We start from the raw sequence: 20,776 nt of genomic DNA on the forward strand, positions 1-20,776 counted from the left end.
ATATTGTCATTTATAATTGACATTATTTTATAATATCTAATATAGATCGATCAAAAGTAGTTTGTTATGTAAAAGCAGATTAAAACCTTATAATTGTATATTTATTTAATAAAAGAAATGGGTTTTCATTGAAGAAAAATAATTTATAACAAAAGTGTTAATTTTCAATTTTCACAATGGTCATTTTACTACTATAAGGCTCATTTCCTTTTGATTGCATCAATCTGGTAGCTGTTTGAACATCATCAACTTTTTGACTATAAATATAGTATTTATTGGTGTTTACATCGAAGAAGAAATCAATGTCCTTTTCTCCTGCCGATATCACTTTTGTTAAGAAATCATCTCTTTTTGAAATCTCATCATGAACAGCCAATACCAGATAATATCCATCTTCGGTATTTGTTATATTCTTAACAATCTCAATGTTATTGCTACGCTCCTCACCAAAGTCAAAATCATCAACTTCCAAAGGTATAGAACTCGCTTGGGTGTTCTGTTTTATTACGTTCAGTGCAGATCGATCTTTGTTATATCTAACTTCCTCATTATCATATGCAGCACGCTTAATACGACGTTTCCTTTCGAACTCCGTAGCTTCTTTTATGTCTTCCAAGGAAGTTAATAAACTCTCTTTAGTTCGTAAAGCTTGTGCTTGTTCCGTTTTTAAATTTTGAATAGCATCTAAATAGTAAGCATTCACTTCTTCTTCCTCACTAGGAACGGTTTTTAGTCGTTCATTATATAATCTTTCTAACTCAGAAATCTTATCATTTTGTGTTTTGATAATATCATCAATCTCAATTTTTAATGACTCTAAAGCAGCATTTTCTGCAGATATACTTTTAAATGCTTTAGGGGTCTTATAAATACCTTGCTCACTTAAATCGTTCTCTTCTTTTAAATCATCTAAATCTTGCTGTCTGTTATCAACGGTTTCCTGTAAACGCTTTAATAGGTCTTGCTGTTCAATTCTAGAATTTTCGGTTAATTTCGTCAGACTTTGCATGGCTAAGGCTTCTCTGTCTCTGGCAATAGGCACCATTACCCCTTCCAATTGTACCGTATCCATTTTTTGTTGTGCCTGTAAGCGTTCTTTTTCTAACCTTGCTTGTTCTTGGGTTTCTGCAATGGCCTGCTCTTTTTCAAGTCGCTTTTCTTCTGCTATTTTTGCTTGCTCTAGCTCTAATGCCATTCTAGTTTGTTCTTCCGCCAATTCTTTTGCTTTGGCTTTTTCTTCGGCTTTCTTTTCAGCTTCCAATCTGGCTTGTTCTTGCTCTTGAGCCACTCTTGATTGTTCTTCGATTAATCGTATTGCTTCTGCATCTTCCTTAGCTTTGTTCTCAGCAGCTAATTTCTCCTTTTCATTTCTTGCTTGTACATCGGCCAATTCTTTTGCTTTGGCTTCTTCTTGGGCTTTCTTTTCAGCTTCCAATCTGGTTTCTTCTTGCTCTAGAGCTATTCTTGATTGTTCTTCAATTAACCGTTTTGCCTGTGCTTCTTCCTTAGCTTTGTTCTCAGCAGCTAATTTCTCCTGTTCAATTCTTGCTCGTTCCTCAACCAAGGCTTTCTCATTTTTCTCTTCCTCAATTTTTTTGGCTTCTTCTTTTGCTTTTTCTTCGGCCTCCAATTTGGCTTGTTGTTGTTCCGTAGCTAAGCGTTTTGCTTCCGATTCTTGTTGTGCTATTCTAGTCTGTTCATCAGTATTAATCTGTTTTACACCCCTATCATTTACCTTTGAATTGGTTTTTGTCCTATTGACAGGTTTTTTATTAAGAACTTTTCGTTTAGATTTTCTTTCTTGAATTACGAAAGCTTCTTCATCATCATCACCACTATATCTATATCGTTCTGTGTTATTAAATTTATATGCTAAAGTTATCTCATGGGAATTACCAAAACTTGATAAATCTCCTATGGCTTTTTCAAAATTATATTCCATAGCAATTTGGCTAGTAATATTTAACCCAATACCTCCAGAAACTCCATATAAACTATTGTATCCTGCTTGTGCCCAAATGCCCTTTGGAACCATTAACATTACTAATCCAGAAACAACCGTTTGTTCTTTTTTGAATTCTGAACGTACTAAACCCGTAAATTTACTTTCATCAAAAAATCCTCTACTATTCATATATCCCGTATACATTATATGCCCCTGTAAACTTTGTTCGGGATTTTCGTCAATAAGTGTTGAATTAGTTAAATTATAAGTTGCCAAATTGTTGATGGAAACACCAAAATCGAAAAATTCGGTTCCATAATTAATACCTGGATTTATGGTCAGTATACTATTGGATGGTAAGTTTTGTAAAGATGGATCTGGAAAATTTGTAATCACATTACCTTCATTAATACCACTATTATAGAAGCTTAAGTTAGTACCAAAAGTTAAGTTTTTATCTGAATCAATCGTTACGTTATAAGCAAAGTTACCTGTGCCTCCAAACGTAGTTAATACCCCATAGTTTTGTTGAAACAACCCAATCCCTATCCCTATGTTCTCTCTAAATCTTCCAGAATAACTGAATAAATAGGTTTGTGGCGCATTATCAAACTGAACCCATTCCCTTTTATTGGTAAAAGTTATGTATTTATTTTGCTCTCTTACAAAACTAAAAGTCGGGTTAATGGCATATCTATTAAATTTTAGTGAATTTCTAACAGGCAGGTTCAATGCAACGACACCATCTTCTTGCGCATGGAATTGTTGAATGGTTATGAAAAATAAAACTATATAAAGTAGTTGTTTTTGCATATTATTTTACCACTGTTATGGATCCCTTTTTTATTTGATTGTTGGCCGATTTAATGATGTAATAATAAATGGGATTTACGCTTACAAAATCGATTTGATTTTCTGGCCAATTATTTTGATAATTGTTTGTTTGAAGTACTATTTTGCCTTGTGGGGTAAGAATCGTCACTTCAGCATTGGCACCATTTACATATTCTTGGGGTATTACCCAAGTGTCGTTTATACCATCGCCGTTTGGACTTATTAAATTTGGGATATTAGCGACATCTGGAAAAGGCTCTCTAATTGAAAATACATATTCAGTAGATGCGATACAACCACTTGTTTGGGAAACCACCACTTTATAATTACCAATTTGAGACGCCTCATAACTATTGGTGTTAGCTCCAGAGATAACAACATCATCAAAATACCAAACAAATTGCGGGTTTTGGGCATCCGTAGTAACCGTGGCGGTTAAAGTTTCTCCTTCGTTTAGACTATTGAATTCGGGAACATCAATACTGCTAGTAAACCCATTGTTTTCAAGGTTTATAGATGCACTTGTTGAACAATTTCCTAAATTAATATTCACAGAATAATTTCCTGGTTGATTGGTTTCATACATTTGACCTGTAGCTCCAGATATAATATTTCCATCTTTATACCACTGATAGCTTATACCGTTAATAGCACTTAGAGTCGTTGCTCCTTGACTCGAACAATAGGGATTCCCTAAACTTGAACTAATTTCAGAAGTTGAACTGGTACTTGATTCACTTACAGTTACTCGGTTTGAATATGAGTTAGATGTACAAGTTCCGTAGTTGGTCTCAACAAAATAGGTTCCGGGTTGATTAACCGATAATGTTTCTCCTGAAGCCACAAAAACAGAAGTTGTTGGTCCTGTTTCTCGATACCAATTAAAAGTTAAAGATGGATATTGTAACGGTGAATCATTTGTAGCTCCGCCAGGATTATCAATGGTTAATAAATAACTTCCACCTGAACAGTAAACTCCGGTAGAAATTAAATTATTTATTGAGAAAGGAGTGTCTTGTATTTTATAATAGGCCGCGAAAGCATTGGAGGGAGTGCTACTGGACGCTGGACTGGTACTTTTTATTCTCAACCTGTAAGCCTCTCCCGCAATGGTTGTAGGCACGGCAAAATTCAAAGTTGCTGGAGATGTAGTAATAAGGCCTTGAGCAGAAGTGTATATGATGGTTGGGTTCGTAAAACTTCCCGTATCATCTGATAATTCTACAATAAACTGGTTTGTTGATGTTATTGCTGTTTCTGGAGAAAACGTAAACGTAACATTATAAGAGTTGAAAGAAGGACTGGCACATGCTTGTGTAAAACCCAAGGAAGGTTTACTGATTACTACTTGTGCATTTATTTTTGCTCCAAATGAAAAAAGTAAAACAACAACAATTTTATAAATATTAAAGTTTCTCATACCAATATTATTTTAAGACAAATAATAAAACCTCGGGAAACAATTATTTTTTATTATCGTATGTTGTTTTGAACATTATTATAATTGTAGGTTGATCATTAAAATTTCCTAATGCGATAAATGGGAATTTTAACTTGAGGCGTTTTGTTAAAACACTGAATTCATGTTATTTGTCTTCAATTAAATCTACATCTACTTCATTTGATGCAATTATTTTATTAATTCTTAATCTGTAATCTGGCAGTTTTTCGTTTTTTATATCTATAAATGTTTCAGTATTGTCACTCTTGGAGTAAACATTAAAGAATGCACTGTTACCATACCAATTTTCTAAATCATCATTATTAGAATTATTTTCAACAAAAATATTTCCATTGCAACTATGGAAATACATATCAGTAAAAGCAATTTCCTCTAAATTATTCTGATTTATTTGGATGCCATCATTTAAAACAACAGCAGGATTAAAACCAGAAATGACACTTTTATCCATTTCTAGCTTGGCATTTTGTCCAATATAAACCGCCTCTTTTACAAGATTCATTTTAATGTCAGCCTCTAAGTTTTCGCTATCGTTGATAAAAGTTAAATTTTGTGCTTTAACATAAGTGTTCTTTTTGGAAAAATCGAATTCTCCTTTGTTGTCAAAAGACTTAATTTCTATACATTTTGATCCATAATCACTTGAAAGATAAGGAGATCTAATAGCCAACGAATTTTTTATATTGGATCTCGTTCCATAGTTAAATTTAAAATCACTCCCGTTGGATTTAAAAGAAACAGCTTTTGTTAGATTTATATTCCCTCCCCAAATAGAATACGAATCCCCGGCAGAATGACTTACCATAATGTTTTCAATAGTAGTCCCAGAGCCTACACTAGCTAATAATAATCCATTAAAATAGAGTTCTCTACTTATTCTTTTACCTGCATATTCAATCCTTACAAATTTTAGTGTTCCAGAATTACTAGTATCATTATTACCACCATAATTTGTATTGGCATAATTAACTCCTGTTAAATTTGGGTAATATGAAGCTGCTGACCCAGAACCAAATCTATTGATTGGTGCATCCCCAAGAATAATTATACCTCCCCAATCTCCTGGTCGCTTTACACTCTTATTTGATGTAAAAATAATAGGATCTGTTACAGTGCCTTCGGCTACAATTTTAGCGCCCTTTGAAATAGTAAGTGACGCCTTGGATGCATAGTCACCTAAGACAACCGTTCCTGGTTCAATGGTAAGTGTCGCATTGTTAGTAACAAAAACACTACCTAATAACAAATAAACATCCCTTTTTGTGAGTTTGGTGTCTTGAGTAATATTACCTGTTAATATTTGTGTTGGCTCACCATAATCCTTTTGGTTAGGTTTGAAATCGGTCCAATTCCGCAACCAATTATTAGATCCAATGATTCCTTTCTCTTGTTGAGAATAAACATTCCCAATAATTAATAGAAATAAACACATAATTTGGGCTAAGCTTTTCATAATTAAAAATTTATTATTTGGGGCTAACAAGATTTTCTTGAAATTATAGTCCAAAAATAGAAAAAAATCCATGAAATACCAATTTTTTCGTTAAAATGCACAATTTTTATTATTTTTTATTATCAAAAATCGATGAAATGCATGAATTTGAAATTTTAAACCGTGAAAATATTTTAATAAAAAAGGAGTATTCAAATGAATACTCCCGTTAATTAAATAAAAATTTAATATGAAAATAGTTTAGTGAAATTCACTATACTCATGTAATGATCTCATTATTTCTTCATAAAATAAAATTGCAGACACTAATTTACTGGTATCTGAATACGGTAATATTTTATTTTGAAATTCAGTGGTAGCTTTTATGTAATCGTCCGTTGCCTCAAATTGGTTATCTAAAACTTTCCTATTATCATTATCATTTGGTATCCCTAAAGTGGTCATTGTAACACCTGGCTTGGTTGCAAAAGCTATATAAGGTAATGTTTTAACAAGGCTTTCAATGCGCTCTATATATAGACCCAATAATTGCCCCTTTTGCATACTCTCTAATTCTTCCTTATTATGGTACTTTTTTATAGCTACTTTTTCACTGATAATACTTTTTGCCTCATTCTTTTTTTGAGCAAAACCGATACTTGCCATCATAAAAAAGCCAAAACTGAATATAATAATCTTCATTTTCATGTTTAAGATTTAAGGGATTAAAGTACAAATCTATGTAATTAATCGTAAAAAGCAAGCGTTTTATCGATTTTTTTAATGAATTTTTATTTATACGTAGATTATTCTATTAAGAATAAAACAAAAACACTACTTCCCGATGCAATATTTAACTTTTCTTTAAAATAAAGGGTTTCTCGTGTTTGGGCAACAAATAGGATACAAAAAATGCATAAAAAGAGTAAAACAAGAGCAATCATTAATAAATTCATTTACTAATATAGCATAAAAAAACCGCTCGATTTGAGCGGTTTTCAAATAAAAGCACCAAGCTATTAATTGGCTATCCCAGAGCCTAAATAAGTACTGTTTGATACTTGGCTACCATCGGCAGTTATAAATGCCATAAATAGCTCTACAGTATCTCCTGCGTAGGTTGTTGGTATTGCAACAATTTGAGTTCCTACTGTTCTGTCGGCTCCATCTGTTAAAGAAATAGATTCTTTCTTTGATGGATTGTAAACCAATAACATTGCTTTATCAGTAGCGTTGGCGTTACCTTCAGCAGAGTTATCATCCCAGTTAAACGTTACCTCTCCAGGTGTTGCAAGATCTGTAGTAGGGTTCAAAGCAGCTGATAAACCTCCCCTACTTACTAATGCGGTTGCATAATCCACCTCAAAGTCTGGTTCGACTCCTGTGATGGCATTATTTAACACATAAGACATCGCAGCATTAAATGCTGTTTTCTTCACTGCTAAAAACTTATACCCTTTTTGGATAAATGGTTTAACAGCTTGAATAAATTCTAAAGTCACAGTAAACTTGTTTCTTTGGTTTACCTGACCTACAGTTCTTGGATTGGCTACACTTGAAGGTTTAATTCTGATGTAGTCAATACCTTTCCAGCTTCCACCGATAATGTTTCCAACCTTACCGGAAAGCCCTCCTAAAATTCCTTGAGCAATTTTACCCATAACATAAATAATTTAAATGAAACTTACTTTTCTTCGGACTTGGTACGGACTTGACACGAAGTTGTACCTTCCGTTGAAATATATGGCAACTTTTATGCTATTCGTTGGATATGGATTTTGTTGCTTTAGATTGCTTCCTTTTGCATCAGAAATAAAAAAATGAATATTTTTTTTACAAAGAAAAAGAGAAAAAAGAAAGCCGTTTCTTTGATGGCGTTGACATACTGTCAAGTTTTTTGGAAAAAATATTGCTGATGGAAAGGGTTTTGAAATTTGTGCCTGACCACAGGTGCAATATTTTTTTCAAAACCCGTAGGGCTTGAACTTTATAGTATGATGAGCGTGGGATGAAGGAAGCCAGCTAACTTTGCAAACTTTTTTCTTCTTGTTTGTTCAGATAAGGGTGTTTAAGTCGCTCAAACATTAGTTGCCTAAAAGGTAAGGTTTCTTCAGTTGGATATGCATTTAGGTAATTATACATTGCAATTGCCATATACCTTGCAAAGCGATTGTATCTTCTAATCGGAATAAAATAAACACCTTTTAGATGTTCAAACTTATATATGAAGCCTTGAAGTGATAAATGGCCTTTATTAAACCTATATGCTATTAAAACTTCATCAGATTTCAAATCTGATTCTTCAAGATATTTGAAATTATCTGCTATTAAATTCCAGTCGAAATTTTCTCTAAATCTCCACGGTCTGCCTTTTCCTTTACGTTTTTGATAAATAATTTTTTGTTCAAAATCAACCGAATCGGTAAAAGTATTAATGATTAGTCTATGCTTTTTTAGCTTGCCAAGATTAGTTTTAGATGACAAAATTAGGTTAACAATGCTTTGATTGTAAAATACTTCAAAACGTTTTAAAAACAAGAAAAAACGAAAAGCAGACATTGCAAATATAAACTCCCTTCGTTTTGCACCTGGTTCATTTATGTTATCATTGGTAAAATGAATATTGAACTCTTTCTTTTTATTATCAAAACCTAATGTTAAGTGTTCTCCATTATTTAAAGATGGAACATTAAGGATGAAACCTTTTTCATCGGTATAATTAAAACGCAGAAATAGCTTTTTTAAATCATCAATCATATTTCAAAGTTACTTTTTTTTAGCAGGTAATCGCGTAGCGTATGGCGATAGCCATAATAGCGAGCCGCCAGCGAGTTGAGCAAGGGTGGTGTGGGAAAATAGCCCGATAGGGCTACCACGCCTACGTTGAAAACGCAAGGGTGGCACAGGTTTTTGATGCCGTTGGCTTTAGCTTGGGTGTAGCGTGGGAAAGCAAGTGTAACAATTGAAGGAAGCTATTGAAGGATGGTTACCGTTTTTAAATTTTAGCAATTGTGAGTGCTTATGGTTATTTAATTTATAAGGATTTAAGTAGATTAAGGAAATTGAGGATTATAAAATTCACTAACGAGCAATTGCCAATTTAAAAATGGGTTATGTGGTGGCTGAAATAGCTGACTGAATGCGTTACTCTTGCTGTGCGTTTGCAATATAGAATAATCCGCTTTTGGGTTTTAAAATCTATTTAATCAGCTATTAAAGCGGTTTTAAAAGTATTCGGATACTTCAAATTTCTTGAAGCGGTTATTGTATATGCAAAAGGGCTGCCTTCAAAAACTGTGACACCCTGATTAGCCCGCAGCGAACAGCAGGCGAGCCAAATTATTAAGCAGCGGTTGTACCCCAATTTATGTTTTGTGTGCCACCAGCACACACCTTATTGGGGTTTGGGGTGCAAGAGTAGCTGCGGGTGAGGAAGTTGTGTAGTGTGTGAAGTAAAGCAAATACATAGTGCTAACGAGGATGTGTCACCGCAGTAGTGCTATGTATGGTAAGCACCAATGCAACGCATTTGTGATTATGCTTTATGAAACAAAATGGAACAACTGACGAACACCTTATTACCTGCCCTTTTAAAATTAAAATGTAAAAAAAGAGCCTTCCGAAAAAGACTCTTAAATTATTTGCTTAATGATCGTGATTTGAATGGACATCACTTTTCATTTCACCAGATTGATTCATCATCATTTCGTGATCGTATTGGCAACAACCAGGTAAATTTTTATAGGCTTCTTCATTTCCTGCTACTTTTTCAGTATCATACCCTGAAGCTGCGATTGCATTATGAATTGCCATTGCATCTGTTTTGGTATCATCAAAAGAAACATCAATCTTCTTTTTATCAACATCCCAATTGGCACTTGCCACACCTTCTACACTATTGGCTGCTTTTTCAATGGTATTTTTACACATCCCACAATTACCTCTTACACCAAAAGATAAGTCTGTCATTGCTATTTCATTTGACACTTCTGTTGTTGTAGTTTCTTCTATTTTTTTAGCTTCGTTTTTACAACTTGTTAAACCCATAGCTACTATTACAGCTACACTTAAAATTACTTTCTTCATTTTTTAAAATTTAATTGTTATTACTTGATTTATCATTCTATTACTTGTTTTACTTCTCCACAGGTTAGCATTGCTTCGCCAAAATATGGATTGATTACTTTTTCTTCTTTGCTTAACCAATAGGCTCCGTTATTGTTATCTGCCATAGGGCAAAATTCTACATAGACTTTTTCATTGACACCAAATATTTGAACCGCTTTTATTAAATGTGAAGACAAATGTTTAAAATGATTCCTTTGAGTTTTAATGTCTTGAGAACCGGCTATTGATGTCGTAGAAGCTTTTATGTCGCCAACTAATGACATCCAGTGATTGTGTGCTTCATCCTTAAGCAATTTCATATCTGTCTTACTCAAATTTGATAGTAACGAAGTTGCATTTTGCGAACTGCCTTTTGCGTCTTCTTTTACTAAAGCATCTTTTAAATTGATGTAATCTTTGTATACTTCTTTTAATTGCTCTTGAAATTTCTCCGATACTTTTAAGCGTTCATTCATATTAGTATGGTTGCTTTCATTTTTTGAATTATTATCCATACCTAAATGACCTTCGTGACCTGTCATTGTTTTTCCACCTTGCTTGTTCATCATTGATTTTTTGCCTTGTAGTTGAGCAGCAGCATCTACAGTAAATGTACCATTGGTAACAATTTCATTTCCTGTAAATAGTCCCTCTAATACCTCATAATTATCACCGATTTTTTTACCTAAAGCCACTTCTTTCAATTCAAAAACAGGTTCGTTTGGATTTGATTTGATATAGACTACAGAACGTTCACCTGTCCAAAGTACTGCTGACGATGGTATCGTTATTACTTCTTTTGCATTGGTTTTAGTACTTTCAATTTCTGCGGTTACAAACATTCCTGGTTTAAAAATGGCTTCTTTATTATTTAAAACCACACGTAAATCTACAGTACGAGTTTTGGTATTTAAAGTTGGGTCTATAAAATCTACTTTTCCTTTAAATTGTTTATTAGGATAAGCATTGGTAATTATATTAACTTCTTGCCCTTTCTTGAATTGTTCAATTTGATTTTCATACACATCAAAATTTGCCCAAACCGTATTGAGATTAGCAATTTTCAACAAAGGCTGACCTTGCTTAATATAATCGCCTTGTTCCACTAATTTTTCAGTCACCGTGCCTGAAACGGTAGCATACACAGGGAAATTTTCAATGATTTTTCCAGAGGATTCAATTTGGTTGATTTGAGTTTCAGACAATTTCCAAAGCTTTAATTTATTACGAACCGCTTTGTATAAAGCAGGTTGCGATGCTTTTAAAGAAGCCGCTGTAATCAATTCTTGTTGAGCTGCATATAATTCTGGTGAATAGATTGTTGCCAACAATTGACCTTTACGTACTTCTTCACCTGTAAAACTGATATTCAACCGTTCAATTCTACCAGAAAAATAACTCACTTGTACTGCATTGGCTTCTTCATTTTCAGCTATTTTACCTGATAATTTTATGATTCCATTTTCGACTGAACCATTACCAACAACGGCAGTTTGAATGTTTGCTAAAGCCATAGCATTAGCTGTTAATTTAAACTGGTCTGCTGTTAAACCATCTGCACCAGCTTCGGCAGGAATTAAATCCATTCCACAAATAGGACAATCGCCTGGTTCTGGTTGCATAATTTGTGGGTGCATAGAACATGTCCACATTTGATTAGTTTGTGTAACTTCATTGTGATTATGGCCTGCTTCTTCTTTTGATGAACCACCAAATAGCAACCAACCTAATAACAATCCAATAGCGAGTATGCCGATATAAATTATTATTTTGTTATTTTTCATTTTCTAATCGTTTTATCATTGCTTTCATTTCTTCTATTTCCTTGCGTTGTGCTTCAATAATATCTTCTGCCAGTTTTTTTACTTCTGGGTCTTGAATATCTGCCCTTTCACTTGTTAAAATAGCGATAGAGTGATGAGGAATCATTGCTTTCATCCAAAGGACATCACCAATAATTGGTGCTTGTGCTCTTACTAACCCTAAAGCCCCTATAAACAGAATAAAACTACCTGCAAGAATTGCTATATTTTTCTTTCTATCATTATACATTTTTCGCATAAAAACCCACATTATGACTGCCATTGTAGAAATTCCTAAACAGGTCATATAAAAGCGTGTTAAACTAAAATACACGTGGTCAAATTTATAGGTATTTAAATACATTGTGATGTACATTGCTATAAATGAGCAAGCCAACATTAAAAAGAATTTTGTGTAGTTGCTCATACCTTTTTCGTCGTGTTTGTGTTTTTCCATAATTTTAAATTTTAATGGTTATAATTTTCTTTTTAATAATTTTCTAATTGATGGTGAGGATGTGTACCATAGTAAAAAGCCACTTAAAACCGTTATTAAGCCTAACAATGAAAATGCTCTTAAAACCGTTGTATTAAAATTGTCTCTTCCTTCATAATCCATAGTGTGCGTCATCCATAGAAAATCGAACCAACGCCAACTACGATGTCTTACGGTTTGAAATTTTCCATCTTTCACAGATACATAGGCTTTTAATGCTTCATCAGATTTATAAGAAATCACATAAGCAGGCAATAAACGTTCTCTGTATTCGTGGTGTTTACCTACCTCATTTATTTGCTCTATTGATTCTACTTCTAAACCAATTTTCATATAATTTTTTGCGATGTAAAGTGCTTCTTCTTTTGATATAAAATTCTTTTTTGTTCCATCTAAAGCATTGAACAATTGTTCATTATTTACCCAATAGTAGGGTGCATTATTAATGTCTCTTAATTCAATAGTATTGATACCATTAGTAATATTGAGTTGTGATGGACTAATTAATTTATTGAACGCTTGTGGTTGATAATCCAAATTCTTGAAATGGTCGCCGTGTATATTGTCAATATCTGTCCAACTGAAGTACAAACCACTAATTGTCCAAAACAGGAATTGAATGCCTAAAAAGAGACCTAAATAGCGATGTGTTTTTCTGATTTTTAATGCTGTGTGTCTGTTTACCATAACTATATTTTTATCCTTCTTAAACGTAACGCATTTGCAATAACTGACACCGAACTAAAACTCATCGCTAAAGCAGCTATCATTGGTGATAATAAAATGCCAAAGAATGGAAACAACACACCAGCTGCAATAGGTACGCCTAACGTATTATAAACTAATGCGAAGAATAGATTTTGTTTGATATTCTTCATTACTGCACTACTTAAATGACGAGCTTTTACTATACCGTGTAAATCGCCTTTTACCAATGTAATCATAGCACTTTCAATAGCGACATCTGTTCCTGTACCCATTGCAATACCTACATCACTTTTTGCTAAAGCTGGTGCATCGTTAATACCATCACCTGCCATAGCAACCACTTTACCGTTGTTTTGAAGTTTCTCAACTTCTTGTAATTTGTCTTCGGGTAACATACTCGCTTTAAAATCTGCCAGATTTAATTCAGAAGCTACTGCTTGAGCTGTATCGTGATTATCTCCTGTAAGCATTATCACATCAATCCCCTTGCTTTGCAGTTCTTTTATAGCTTTTGCACTGGTATCTTTGATTTTATCACCTATTACAACATAACCCACCACTTTTTTATCGATAGCCAAATAAGACACCGTTTTCCCTTGTTTTTGATAGGTTTTAGCTTCTTCCTTCATTTTAGAGGTGATTTGAGCATTTGCGTATTCCATCATTTTCGGATTACCTAAAGCTATTTTTTTACTATCAATTTCAGCTTCTACACCTTTTCCTGTAACTGCACTAAAATTGGTAGATTTTAGAATTTCAGCCTTATGTTCTTTACCGTATTTAACGGTTGCTTCTGCTAATGGGTGTTCGCTATTATTGTTTAGGGAAACTATATAGCTCAACACTTCTTTTTCGTTAAAGTTATCACCAAAAGCGCCTATTTTTTCAACTGTTGGTTTGCCTTCCGTTATTGTTCCCGTTTTATCCACAATAAGGGTATTTACCTTATTCATTTTTTCAAGAGCTTCTGCATTTTTAATCAATACACCATTTTGAGCACCTTTACCAACACCAACCATAACCGACATTGGTGTTGCTAAACCTAACGCACAAGGACACGCAATAATTAATACTGCAATGGCATTAACTAATGCATATACATAGGCAGGTTCTGGTCCCCAAATAGCCCAAATTGCAAACGTTATTAATGATATAATGACAACGACAGGCACAAAGTAACCCGATACTTTATCTGCAAGATTTTGAATAGGTGCTCGACTTCTGCTGGCATCGTTTACCATATGTATGATTTGTGATAACAACGTATCGCTACCTACTTTTTCAGCTTTCATCAAAAAAGCTTGGTTGCCATTTATTGTTCCACTGCTAACTTTATCATCTTTAACCTTATTAACTGGAATAGGTTCTCCTGTAATCATTGATTCGTCAATACTGGTTTCTCCTTCTGTAATAATACCATCAACAGGGATTTTATCTCCTGGTTTCACTTTAAGAATATCGTTAAGTTCTATCTTGTCAATACTCACTTCTACTTCTTCACCATCAACCATTTTTATGGCTTTATTTGGCGCTAATTTGAGCAATTCTTTTACGGCTGAATTGGTTTTACTGTGAGCACGAGCTTCCAATAATTGACCTAAAAGCACTAATGTTAGAATAACTGTTGCAGCCTCAAAATACACGTGAACTGCTCCAGATTCAGTTTTAAACTCATTAGGAAATACATCAGGAAACACCATACCAATCACACTAAATAACCACGCTACACCTGCACCTATACCAATAAGTGTAAACATATTGAGGTTCCACGTTTTAATGCTTTTGTAAGCTCGTTCAAAGAACATCCAAGTAGCATAAAACACGACAGGTATGGATAAAATGAATTGTACCCAATTCCAATATTTCTGTTGCATTATATCGTATAACGGATTGTTATGTAGCATTTCACTCATAGCTATTAAGAAAATGGGCAAGGTGAATGCTGTTGCTATCCAAAACTTTTTCAATAGTTTTTTATAGGTCTTTTCTTCAGCAGAAAGGTCTGGTTGCATTGGCACTAAATCCATACCGCAAATAGGGCAAGAACCTGCTTCATCTTTTACAATTTCTGGATGCATCGGGCACTTCCATTGCTCTGCATTTGATGTTGATAGATTTTGTTCTTCAACCAAGTCCATTCCACATACAGGGCAATCGCCTGGTTTATAGTAGGTTTTATCACCTTCGCAATGCATTGGGCAGTAAAAAGTACCTGTCCGTTTGCCTTTTGGTGTTTCTTCTTTTTTAGATTCTGAATGATGGTGGTGATCTTCTTGATTATGGATACTATATCTACCACCATCATCTTTTAAAGCCTTTTGAAATGTTTCTAAAGAAATATGCTGTTCCATTTCTATAATGGCTTCGGCTTTTTCTAAATTAACCGATGCCTTTGAAACACCTTTTAATTTTGAAAGTGTTTCTTCAACGTGACTGCGACAACCGTTACAAGTCATTCCGTGTATATGATATGTATGTTTCATTGTTTACTGAATTAAATAATTAATTATGACACTTTGAACATAGTAGGTTTTAATGGATTCTATTTGGTTCATTTGAAACTTTAATTGCAATTCCTGTATATCCAAAACATCATTAAAATTAATCGTTCCTGTTTCGTAGCTTTTGATTAAAATATCTTCTGCATCTTTAGCCTGTTTTAAGTTTTTGGTTTGGGTGGCATAACTAATTCTTGCAGAAATTCGTTCGTTAATTGCCTTGCTTAAAAGGGTTTCCAAAATATTCAAGCGCTCTTGTTTTTGTGAAAGAATCTCTTGTTGTTCCAGTTCGTTTTGTTTGGAAATAGATTTGTATTTCTTATTGAAAATGGGGATTGATACCGAAACCATAGGCATTACAATATCTTTACCGTTATCTGAAAAATCCATATCTGGTCTTTCTTCTACATTGATGTAATCTAACCCGAAACCAATCATTGGACTGCTTTCTTTTTGATTTAGTAATTCTGACTTTTCTACAGACTGATAGAGTTTGTCAAACTTTACTAATTCAGGATGTATCGATAGACTTTCAGTATTGATTTCAAAATCTTCTATCGGAATTGTTAAGCTATCTACAACTGAAACCTCAATTGTATTATCTCTATTTAAAAGATTATTAAAATTGGTTTGTTCTGCTAAAAACTGTTGTTGCAACACATCTTTTAATTGCTGTAAATCGTTTTGTCGCATTTGTAATCGTAATACATCTACTGCTGACGCTTTACCTACCTCAACAGAAGTCAATGCTATTGTTTCATAGGTTTCCAACAATTTAATATTATCAGTTAACACTTGCTGTTTTGCTTGGTTTGCATACAGATTGTAATAGGATTGTGATACCGAAGCCATCAATTTGTGTTTCGCAATAACAATGTCTTCGTATTTAGCATCTGCAAGTGACGTTACATAGTCTTCACGAGAGGTAATTGTACCAAACCAAGGTAACATTTGTTTTGCCGATACTTTAAAACGCTGTGCGCCTGTTCTGGTTTCGGGTTCGCTAACAAAGTAGCCCACACCAAATTCGGTGTTTGGAATGGTATTGACTTCATTCACTTTTTCTGAAACTCTTTTGTACTGTAACTCGAATTTTTGAATTTCAGGATTGTTTTCTAACGCTTCATCAATTAATGTTTCTAATTGTTGAGCGTTTCCTTTGAGACAAAAGAGAATTGACAAAAGAAAAAAGACTGTTTTTATATGTTTCATTTTGATGCTCTTTTAAGTTGAACTTCGGCTTTCCAGCTGTACAGTACTGGCACTACAAATAAGGTGATTAAAGCGATGAGCATTCCTCCAAAACTTGGGATTGCCATAGGAATCATAATGTCGCTTCCTCGTCCTGTTGATGTTAGTACAGGCAAGAGTGCTAAAATGGTTGTTGCTGTAGTCATTAAACACGGTCTAATACGTTTTTCACCTGCTTCTACAATAGATGCTCTAATTTCCTTTTTTGTTTCCGGTGAATTTCTATTGAATATTTGTGTTAAATAGGTTGCCATTACTACTCCGTCATCAGTTGCAATGCCAAAGAGCGCAATGAAGCCTACCCAAACGGCTACACTTAAATTAATGGTGTGCATTTGGAATAATTCACGAAGGTTTTCATCAAAGACACTGAAGTTTAAAAACCACGATTGTCCGTATAACCATATCATTAAAAAACCACCTGCAAACGCTACTGCAATCCCTGTAAAAACCATTAATGATGTACCCACCGAACGGAATTGGAAGTACAGAATTAAAAAGATGATAGCCAATGCTAATGGTACAACTACCGATAAGGTTTTTTCGGCACGTAATTGGTTTTCGTAAGTTCCTGTAAATTGATAGTTAATGCCTTTTGGGACTATTAATTCACCTGCATCAATCTTGCTTTGAATCATTGCCTGCGCATTTTCTACTACATTTACTTCTGCATAGCCATCCATTTTATCAAACAACACATAGCCTACTAAAAAGGTGTCTTCACTTTTAATGACTTGTGGCCCTTGCTCGTAACGAATGGTTGCCAATTCGCTTAAAGGTACAGGACTACCTTTTTCAACAGGCACGTAAATTTGCTGTAAATCGGTTGGGTTAGCTCTTAATTCTCTTGGGTAACGTACACGTACACCATAACGCTCACGACCTTCCACGGTTTGGGTTAAGGACATACCACCAACAGCTACTTTTAATACGTTTTGCACCTCTTCAATACTTACACCATAACGTGCAATTTTTTCTCTGTCAATATCAATAAGTAAATACGGTTTACCTACAATACGGTCTGCAAAAACAGCTTCATCCTTTACACCTTCAGCTTCTTTTAAAATGGTTTCTAACTGCATTCCAAAAGCTTCGATTTCTTTTAAATCTTGTCCTTTTATTTTGATTCCCATTGGTGCACGCATACCTGTTTGTAGCATTACCAATCGGGTTTCAATAGGTTGTAGTTTGGGTGCTGATGTGACACCTGGTAATTTGGTGACTTTTACAATTTCGTTCCAAATATCGTCTGGTGATTGTATTTCGGGTCGCCAATTACGGTAAAACTCGCCATCATCGTCTGGGATTAGTTGTTCTTTTGCATTTAGAGATTGCCACGCTTCACGTTGCTCCGCTCGCAATGACATTCCGTTTTTTAATACATACTTACCATCATCGTTGACCTTATAGCGTTGACGTTCTCCTTTATCATTCAACATATATTCTGGTTTGTATTGAATGATATTTTCATACATTGATAATGGTGCAGGGTCTAAAGCCGATTCTGTTCTTCCTGCCTTACCAACTACGGTTTCAATCTCTGGAATACTGGCTACTGCCATATCCAATTGCTGTAAAACGCGCTTATTTTCTTCTACTCCAGAGTGTGGCATTGAAGTTGGCATTAATAGAAAAGAACCTTCGTTTAAGGATGGCATAAACTCTTTACCTGTGTTTTTCATTATGAAAAAGCCTGCTATGACAATTGCTGTAGGTATGGAAAGAAATAATAATTTATTGTCTAAACACCATCTTAAAATACGTGTGTAGTATTTAATGAATAATCCAAATACACCTAACAAGCCAAAACAAATAATAGCTACAAAAATGAGGTTTAAGAAGATGCTTTCGTTTACTCCTAACGGTCGCCAATATTCTGCTAATAAGAATACAATTGCCGAAGCAGAAATGATGATGTTGGCAAAGTTTGCTTGTTTATCTGAAATCTTGTTTTGAAGATTTAATAAAGCTGTGACACCAAAAGCGATGAGTATGATTCCTAACCAATATCCATAAATTATTGCTGCTATTCCTAATACTATTAAAACACCGTTTAAAGCATATTTAAAATGTTTTTGAATGCTCTTTTTTCGGAATAAAAAGGCCGCAAACGGTGGTATTAGAAATAAGGCTACAATTATGGACGCTGTTAAAGCAAAGGTTTTAGTAAATGCTAATGGTCTAAATAGTTTTCCTTCTGCACCAATCATTGTAAATACAGGAATAAAACTGATAATGGTTGTCATTACTGCGGTTACGATTGCACCAGATACTTCTGCTGTTGCGTTGTAAACGACTGTGTTTATTGGTAATTTGTTTTCGTTTTCGTCTAAATGCCTTACGATGTTTTCTGAAAGTATGACACCAACATCTACCATTGTACCAATAGCAATAGCAATACCTGATAGTGCTACAATATTGGCATCGACACCAAAGAGCTTCATTGCTATAAATACCATTAACACCGCAACAGGTAATAGCCCTGAAATCAATACGGAAGCACGAAGATTAAATACCATTATGATAATGACCAAAATGGTAATGAGTATTTCTAAAGTTAAGGCTTCATTGAGTGTACCCAATGTTTCTTGAATCAATTCTGTACGGTCGTAAAATGGTACTATAGTTACTTGTGATGTTCTACCATCTGCCAACGTTTTTGTAGGTAGTCCTGCGCTTAATTCGTTTATTTTGGCTTTTACATTATTAATCACTTCCATTGGGTTAGCGCCATAACGTGCTACTACAACACCACCAACCACTTCTGCACCTTCTTTGTCTAAAATTCCACGTCTTGTTGCAGGACCTAAAGACACTTTTGCCACATCTTTAATTTTGATAGCTGTGTAATCTTCTGAAGTTACAACTGCATTTTCGATGTCTGCTATGGATTTCACATAACCCAAACCACGTACCAGATATTCGGCTTGATTGATTTCTAAAGTCTGTGCTCCAATATCTCGGTTACTTTCTTTAACTGCTTTTACAATATGGTGCAAGCCAATATTATATTGACGCATTAACTCTGGGTTTACATCAACTTGATATTCTTGCACGTAACCACCAATAGATGCAACTTCAGATACACCACTTGCAGATGACAATGCATATTTTACATAGTAATCTTGAATACTACGTAATTCGTGCAAATCCCAACCACCCGTTACATTTCCATTTTCATCACGACCTTCGAGTGTGTACCAAAATATTTGACCTAATCCTGTAGCATCTGGTCCCAAAGCAGGATTAACACCATCAGGTAATAAACCACTTGGTAAGGAATTTAGTTTTTCGAGAATGCGACTTCGACTCCAGTAAAACTCTATATCTTCTTCAAAAATGATGTAGATACTGGAAAAGCCAAACATAGACGAGCTACGAATGGTTTTTACTCCAGGAATACCCAACAATGATGTGGTTAATGGATAGGTAATTTGGTCTTCAATATCTTGTGGCGAACGACCATCCCATTTGGTAAATACAATTTGTTGGTTTTCGCCTATATCTGGAATAGCATCTACAGCTACAGGGTTGCTTGGTAAAAAACCTGTATCCCAATTAAAAGGTGCATTTACAGTTCCCCAACCTATGAAAAGGACGAGTAGTAAAACTGCTACGAGTTTATTTTCTATTAAGAATTTGATGCTTTTGTTTAGCATTGGTTTTGATAATTAAACAGTTAGACATTGGCGTTAGGACAACACCGAATACAGCAAATTATCCTTATGGCAAAAAGCCATAGGATAACACAGTCTAAAGTTTAAGAATCAAATTAAATAGGTCTCGTCAATCTTGTAGATACGCCTTATGACGAGTGGCGGTTTGTATTCTTCGTAAGCCGTTACGTTTTTTTCTAAACCTTCAAAAAGGTTGATGTAAGTATATACAAAGGATGCAATGAATACTTGTTGCTCAAAAGAAATTTTATCAATGGTAAGTTGTAACTCATCTTGACCTTCAATTGATAATTGCTTATTATCACAACAATTTTTCTTGGTGATTGAACAGCTTTCTGTTGAAGGGTTGCCCATTTCCATTCCGCAACCTTTTACATTTTTTAGAAATGCTGTTTCAACCAAAGTACCGCCACAATAATGCATATTGACCGTAAATGACAATGTAGAGAATAACACTACAAAAGCCATTGCGAAAGCCATTATTTTATGCAATACTTTTTTCATTGTAATTGCAAAGTTACGAAATTTTAACAAATACTTATTTAATTAACAGAAGTTTAATGC

14 protein-coding genes are annotated in these 20,776 nt (G+C 34.3%); all 14 read right to left on the bottom strand.

Translation table 11 applies throughout. The features are described 5' to 3' along the window. Positions 1-157: 157 nt before the first annotated feature. Complete coding sequence (locus ABD963_RS07530) at positions 158-2,758, bottom strand: PorP/SprF family type IX secretion system membrane protein (RefSeq protein WP_345276342.1); 2,601 nt, start codon at positions 2,756-2,758, stop codon at positions 158-160. 1 nt (position 2,759) lies between these two features. Then, complete coding sequence (locus ABD963_RS07535; RefSeq protein WP_345276343.1) at positions 2,760-4,199, bottom strand: T9SS type B sorting domain-containing protein; 1,440 nt, start codon at positions 4,197-4,199, stop codon at positions 2,760-2,762. Positions 4,200-4,365: 166 nt separating this feature from the next. Continuing rightward, positions 4,366-5,694 carry a hypothetical protein gene (locus ABD963_RS07540; protein WP_345276344.1) on the bottom strand — a complete coding sequence of 443 codons (1,329 nt, stop codon included), beginning with the start codon at positions 5,692-5,694 and terminating at the stop codon, positions 4,366-4,368. Positions 5,695-5,934: 240 nt separating this feature from the next. Then, positions 5,935-6,381 (bottom strand): hypothetical protein, encoded by a 447-nt coding sequence (locus ABD963_RS07545; protein WP_345276345.1) that lies wholly within the window; start codon positions 6,379-6,381, stop codon positions 5,935-5,937. Between the two features lie 311 nt (positions 6,382-6,692). Beyond that, the gene (locus ABD963_RS07550) at positions 6,693-7,334 is read right to left on the bottom strand and encodes a DUF6266 family protein (RefSeq protein WP_345276346.1); all 642 of its coding nucleotides are present in this window, start codon (positions 7,332-7,334) and stop codon (positions 6,693-6,695) included. Between the two features lie 361 nt (positions 7,335-7,695). Further along, positions 7,696-8,430: a hypothetical protein gene (locus ABD963_RS07555; protein WP_345276347.1), complete on the bottom strand. Its 735-nt coding sequence runs from the start codon at positions 8,428-8,430 to the stop codon at positions 7,696-7,698. Positions 8,431-9,318: 888 nt separating this feature from the next. Continuing rightward, positions 9,319-9,759: a heavy-metal-associated domain-containing protein gene (locus ABD963_RS07560; RefSeq protein WP_129760634.1), complete on the bottom strand. Its 441-nt coding sequence runs from the start codon at positions 9,757-9,759 to the stop codon at positions 9,319-9,321. 32 nt (positions 9,760-9,791) lie between these two features. Continuing rightward, positions 9,792-11,564, bottom strand: a complete 1,773-nt coding sequence (locus tag ABD963_RS07565; protein ID WP_345276348.1) for an efflux RND transporter periplasmic adaptor subunit — start codon at positions 11,562-11,564, stop codon at positions 9,792-9,794. Then, positions 11,554-12,039, bottom strand: a complete 486-nt coding sequence (locus ABD963_RS07570) for a DUF305 domain-containing protein (RefSeq protein WP_345276349.1) — start codon at positions 12,037-12,039, stop codon at positions 11,554-11,556. The genes ABD963_RS07565 and ABD963_RS07570 overlap by 11 nt, the downstream gene beginning before the upstream one ends. An 18-nt stretch (positions 12,040-12,057) precedes the next feature. Then, the gene (locus ABD963_RS07575) at positions 12,058-12,765 is read right to left on the bottom strand and encodes a PepSY domain-containing protein (protein WP_345276350.1); all 708 of its coding nucleotides are present in this window, start codon (positions 12,763-12,765) and stop codon (positions 12,058-12,060) included. Positions 12,766-12,767: 2 nt separating this feature from the next. Then, positions 12,768-15,269 carry a heavy metal translocating P-type ATPase gene (locus tag ABD963_RS07580; protein WP_345276351.1) on the bottom strand — a complete coding sequence of 834 codons (2,502 nt, stop codon included), beginning with the start codon at positions 15,267-15,269 and terminating at the stop codon, positions 12,768-12,770. Positions 15,270-15,272: 3 nt separating this feature from the next. Then, positions 15,273-16,496: a TolC family protein gene (locus ABD963_RS07585; RefSeq protein WP_345276352.1), complete on the bottom strand. Its 1,224-nt coding sequence runs from the start codon at positions 16,494-16,496 to the stop codon at positions 15,273-15,275. After that, complete coding sequence (locus ABD963_RS07590; protein WP_345276353.1) at positions 16,493-20,194, bottom strand: efflux RND transporter permease subunit; 3,702 nt, start codon at positions 20,192-20,194, stop codon at positions 16,493-16,495. The genes ABD963_RS07585 and ABD963_RS07590 overlap by 4 nt, the downstream gene beginning before the upstream one ends. 108 nt (positions 20,195-20,302) lie before the next feature. Next, a complete protein-coding gene (locus ABD963_RS07595) occupies positions 20,303-20,716 on the bottom strand; it encodes an HYC_CC_PP family protein (RefSeq protein WP_250432543.1) in 414 nt (137 codons plus the stop codon). Positions 20,717-20,776: the final 60 nt, after the last annotated feature.

The organism is Litoribaculum gwangyangense (assembly GCF_039543505.1).
Taxonomy (GTDB): domain Bacteria; phylum Bacteroidota; class Bacteroidia; order Flavobacteriales; family Flavobacteriaceae; genus Litoribaculum; species Litoribaculum gwangyangense.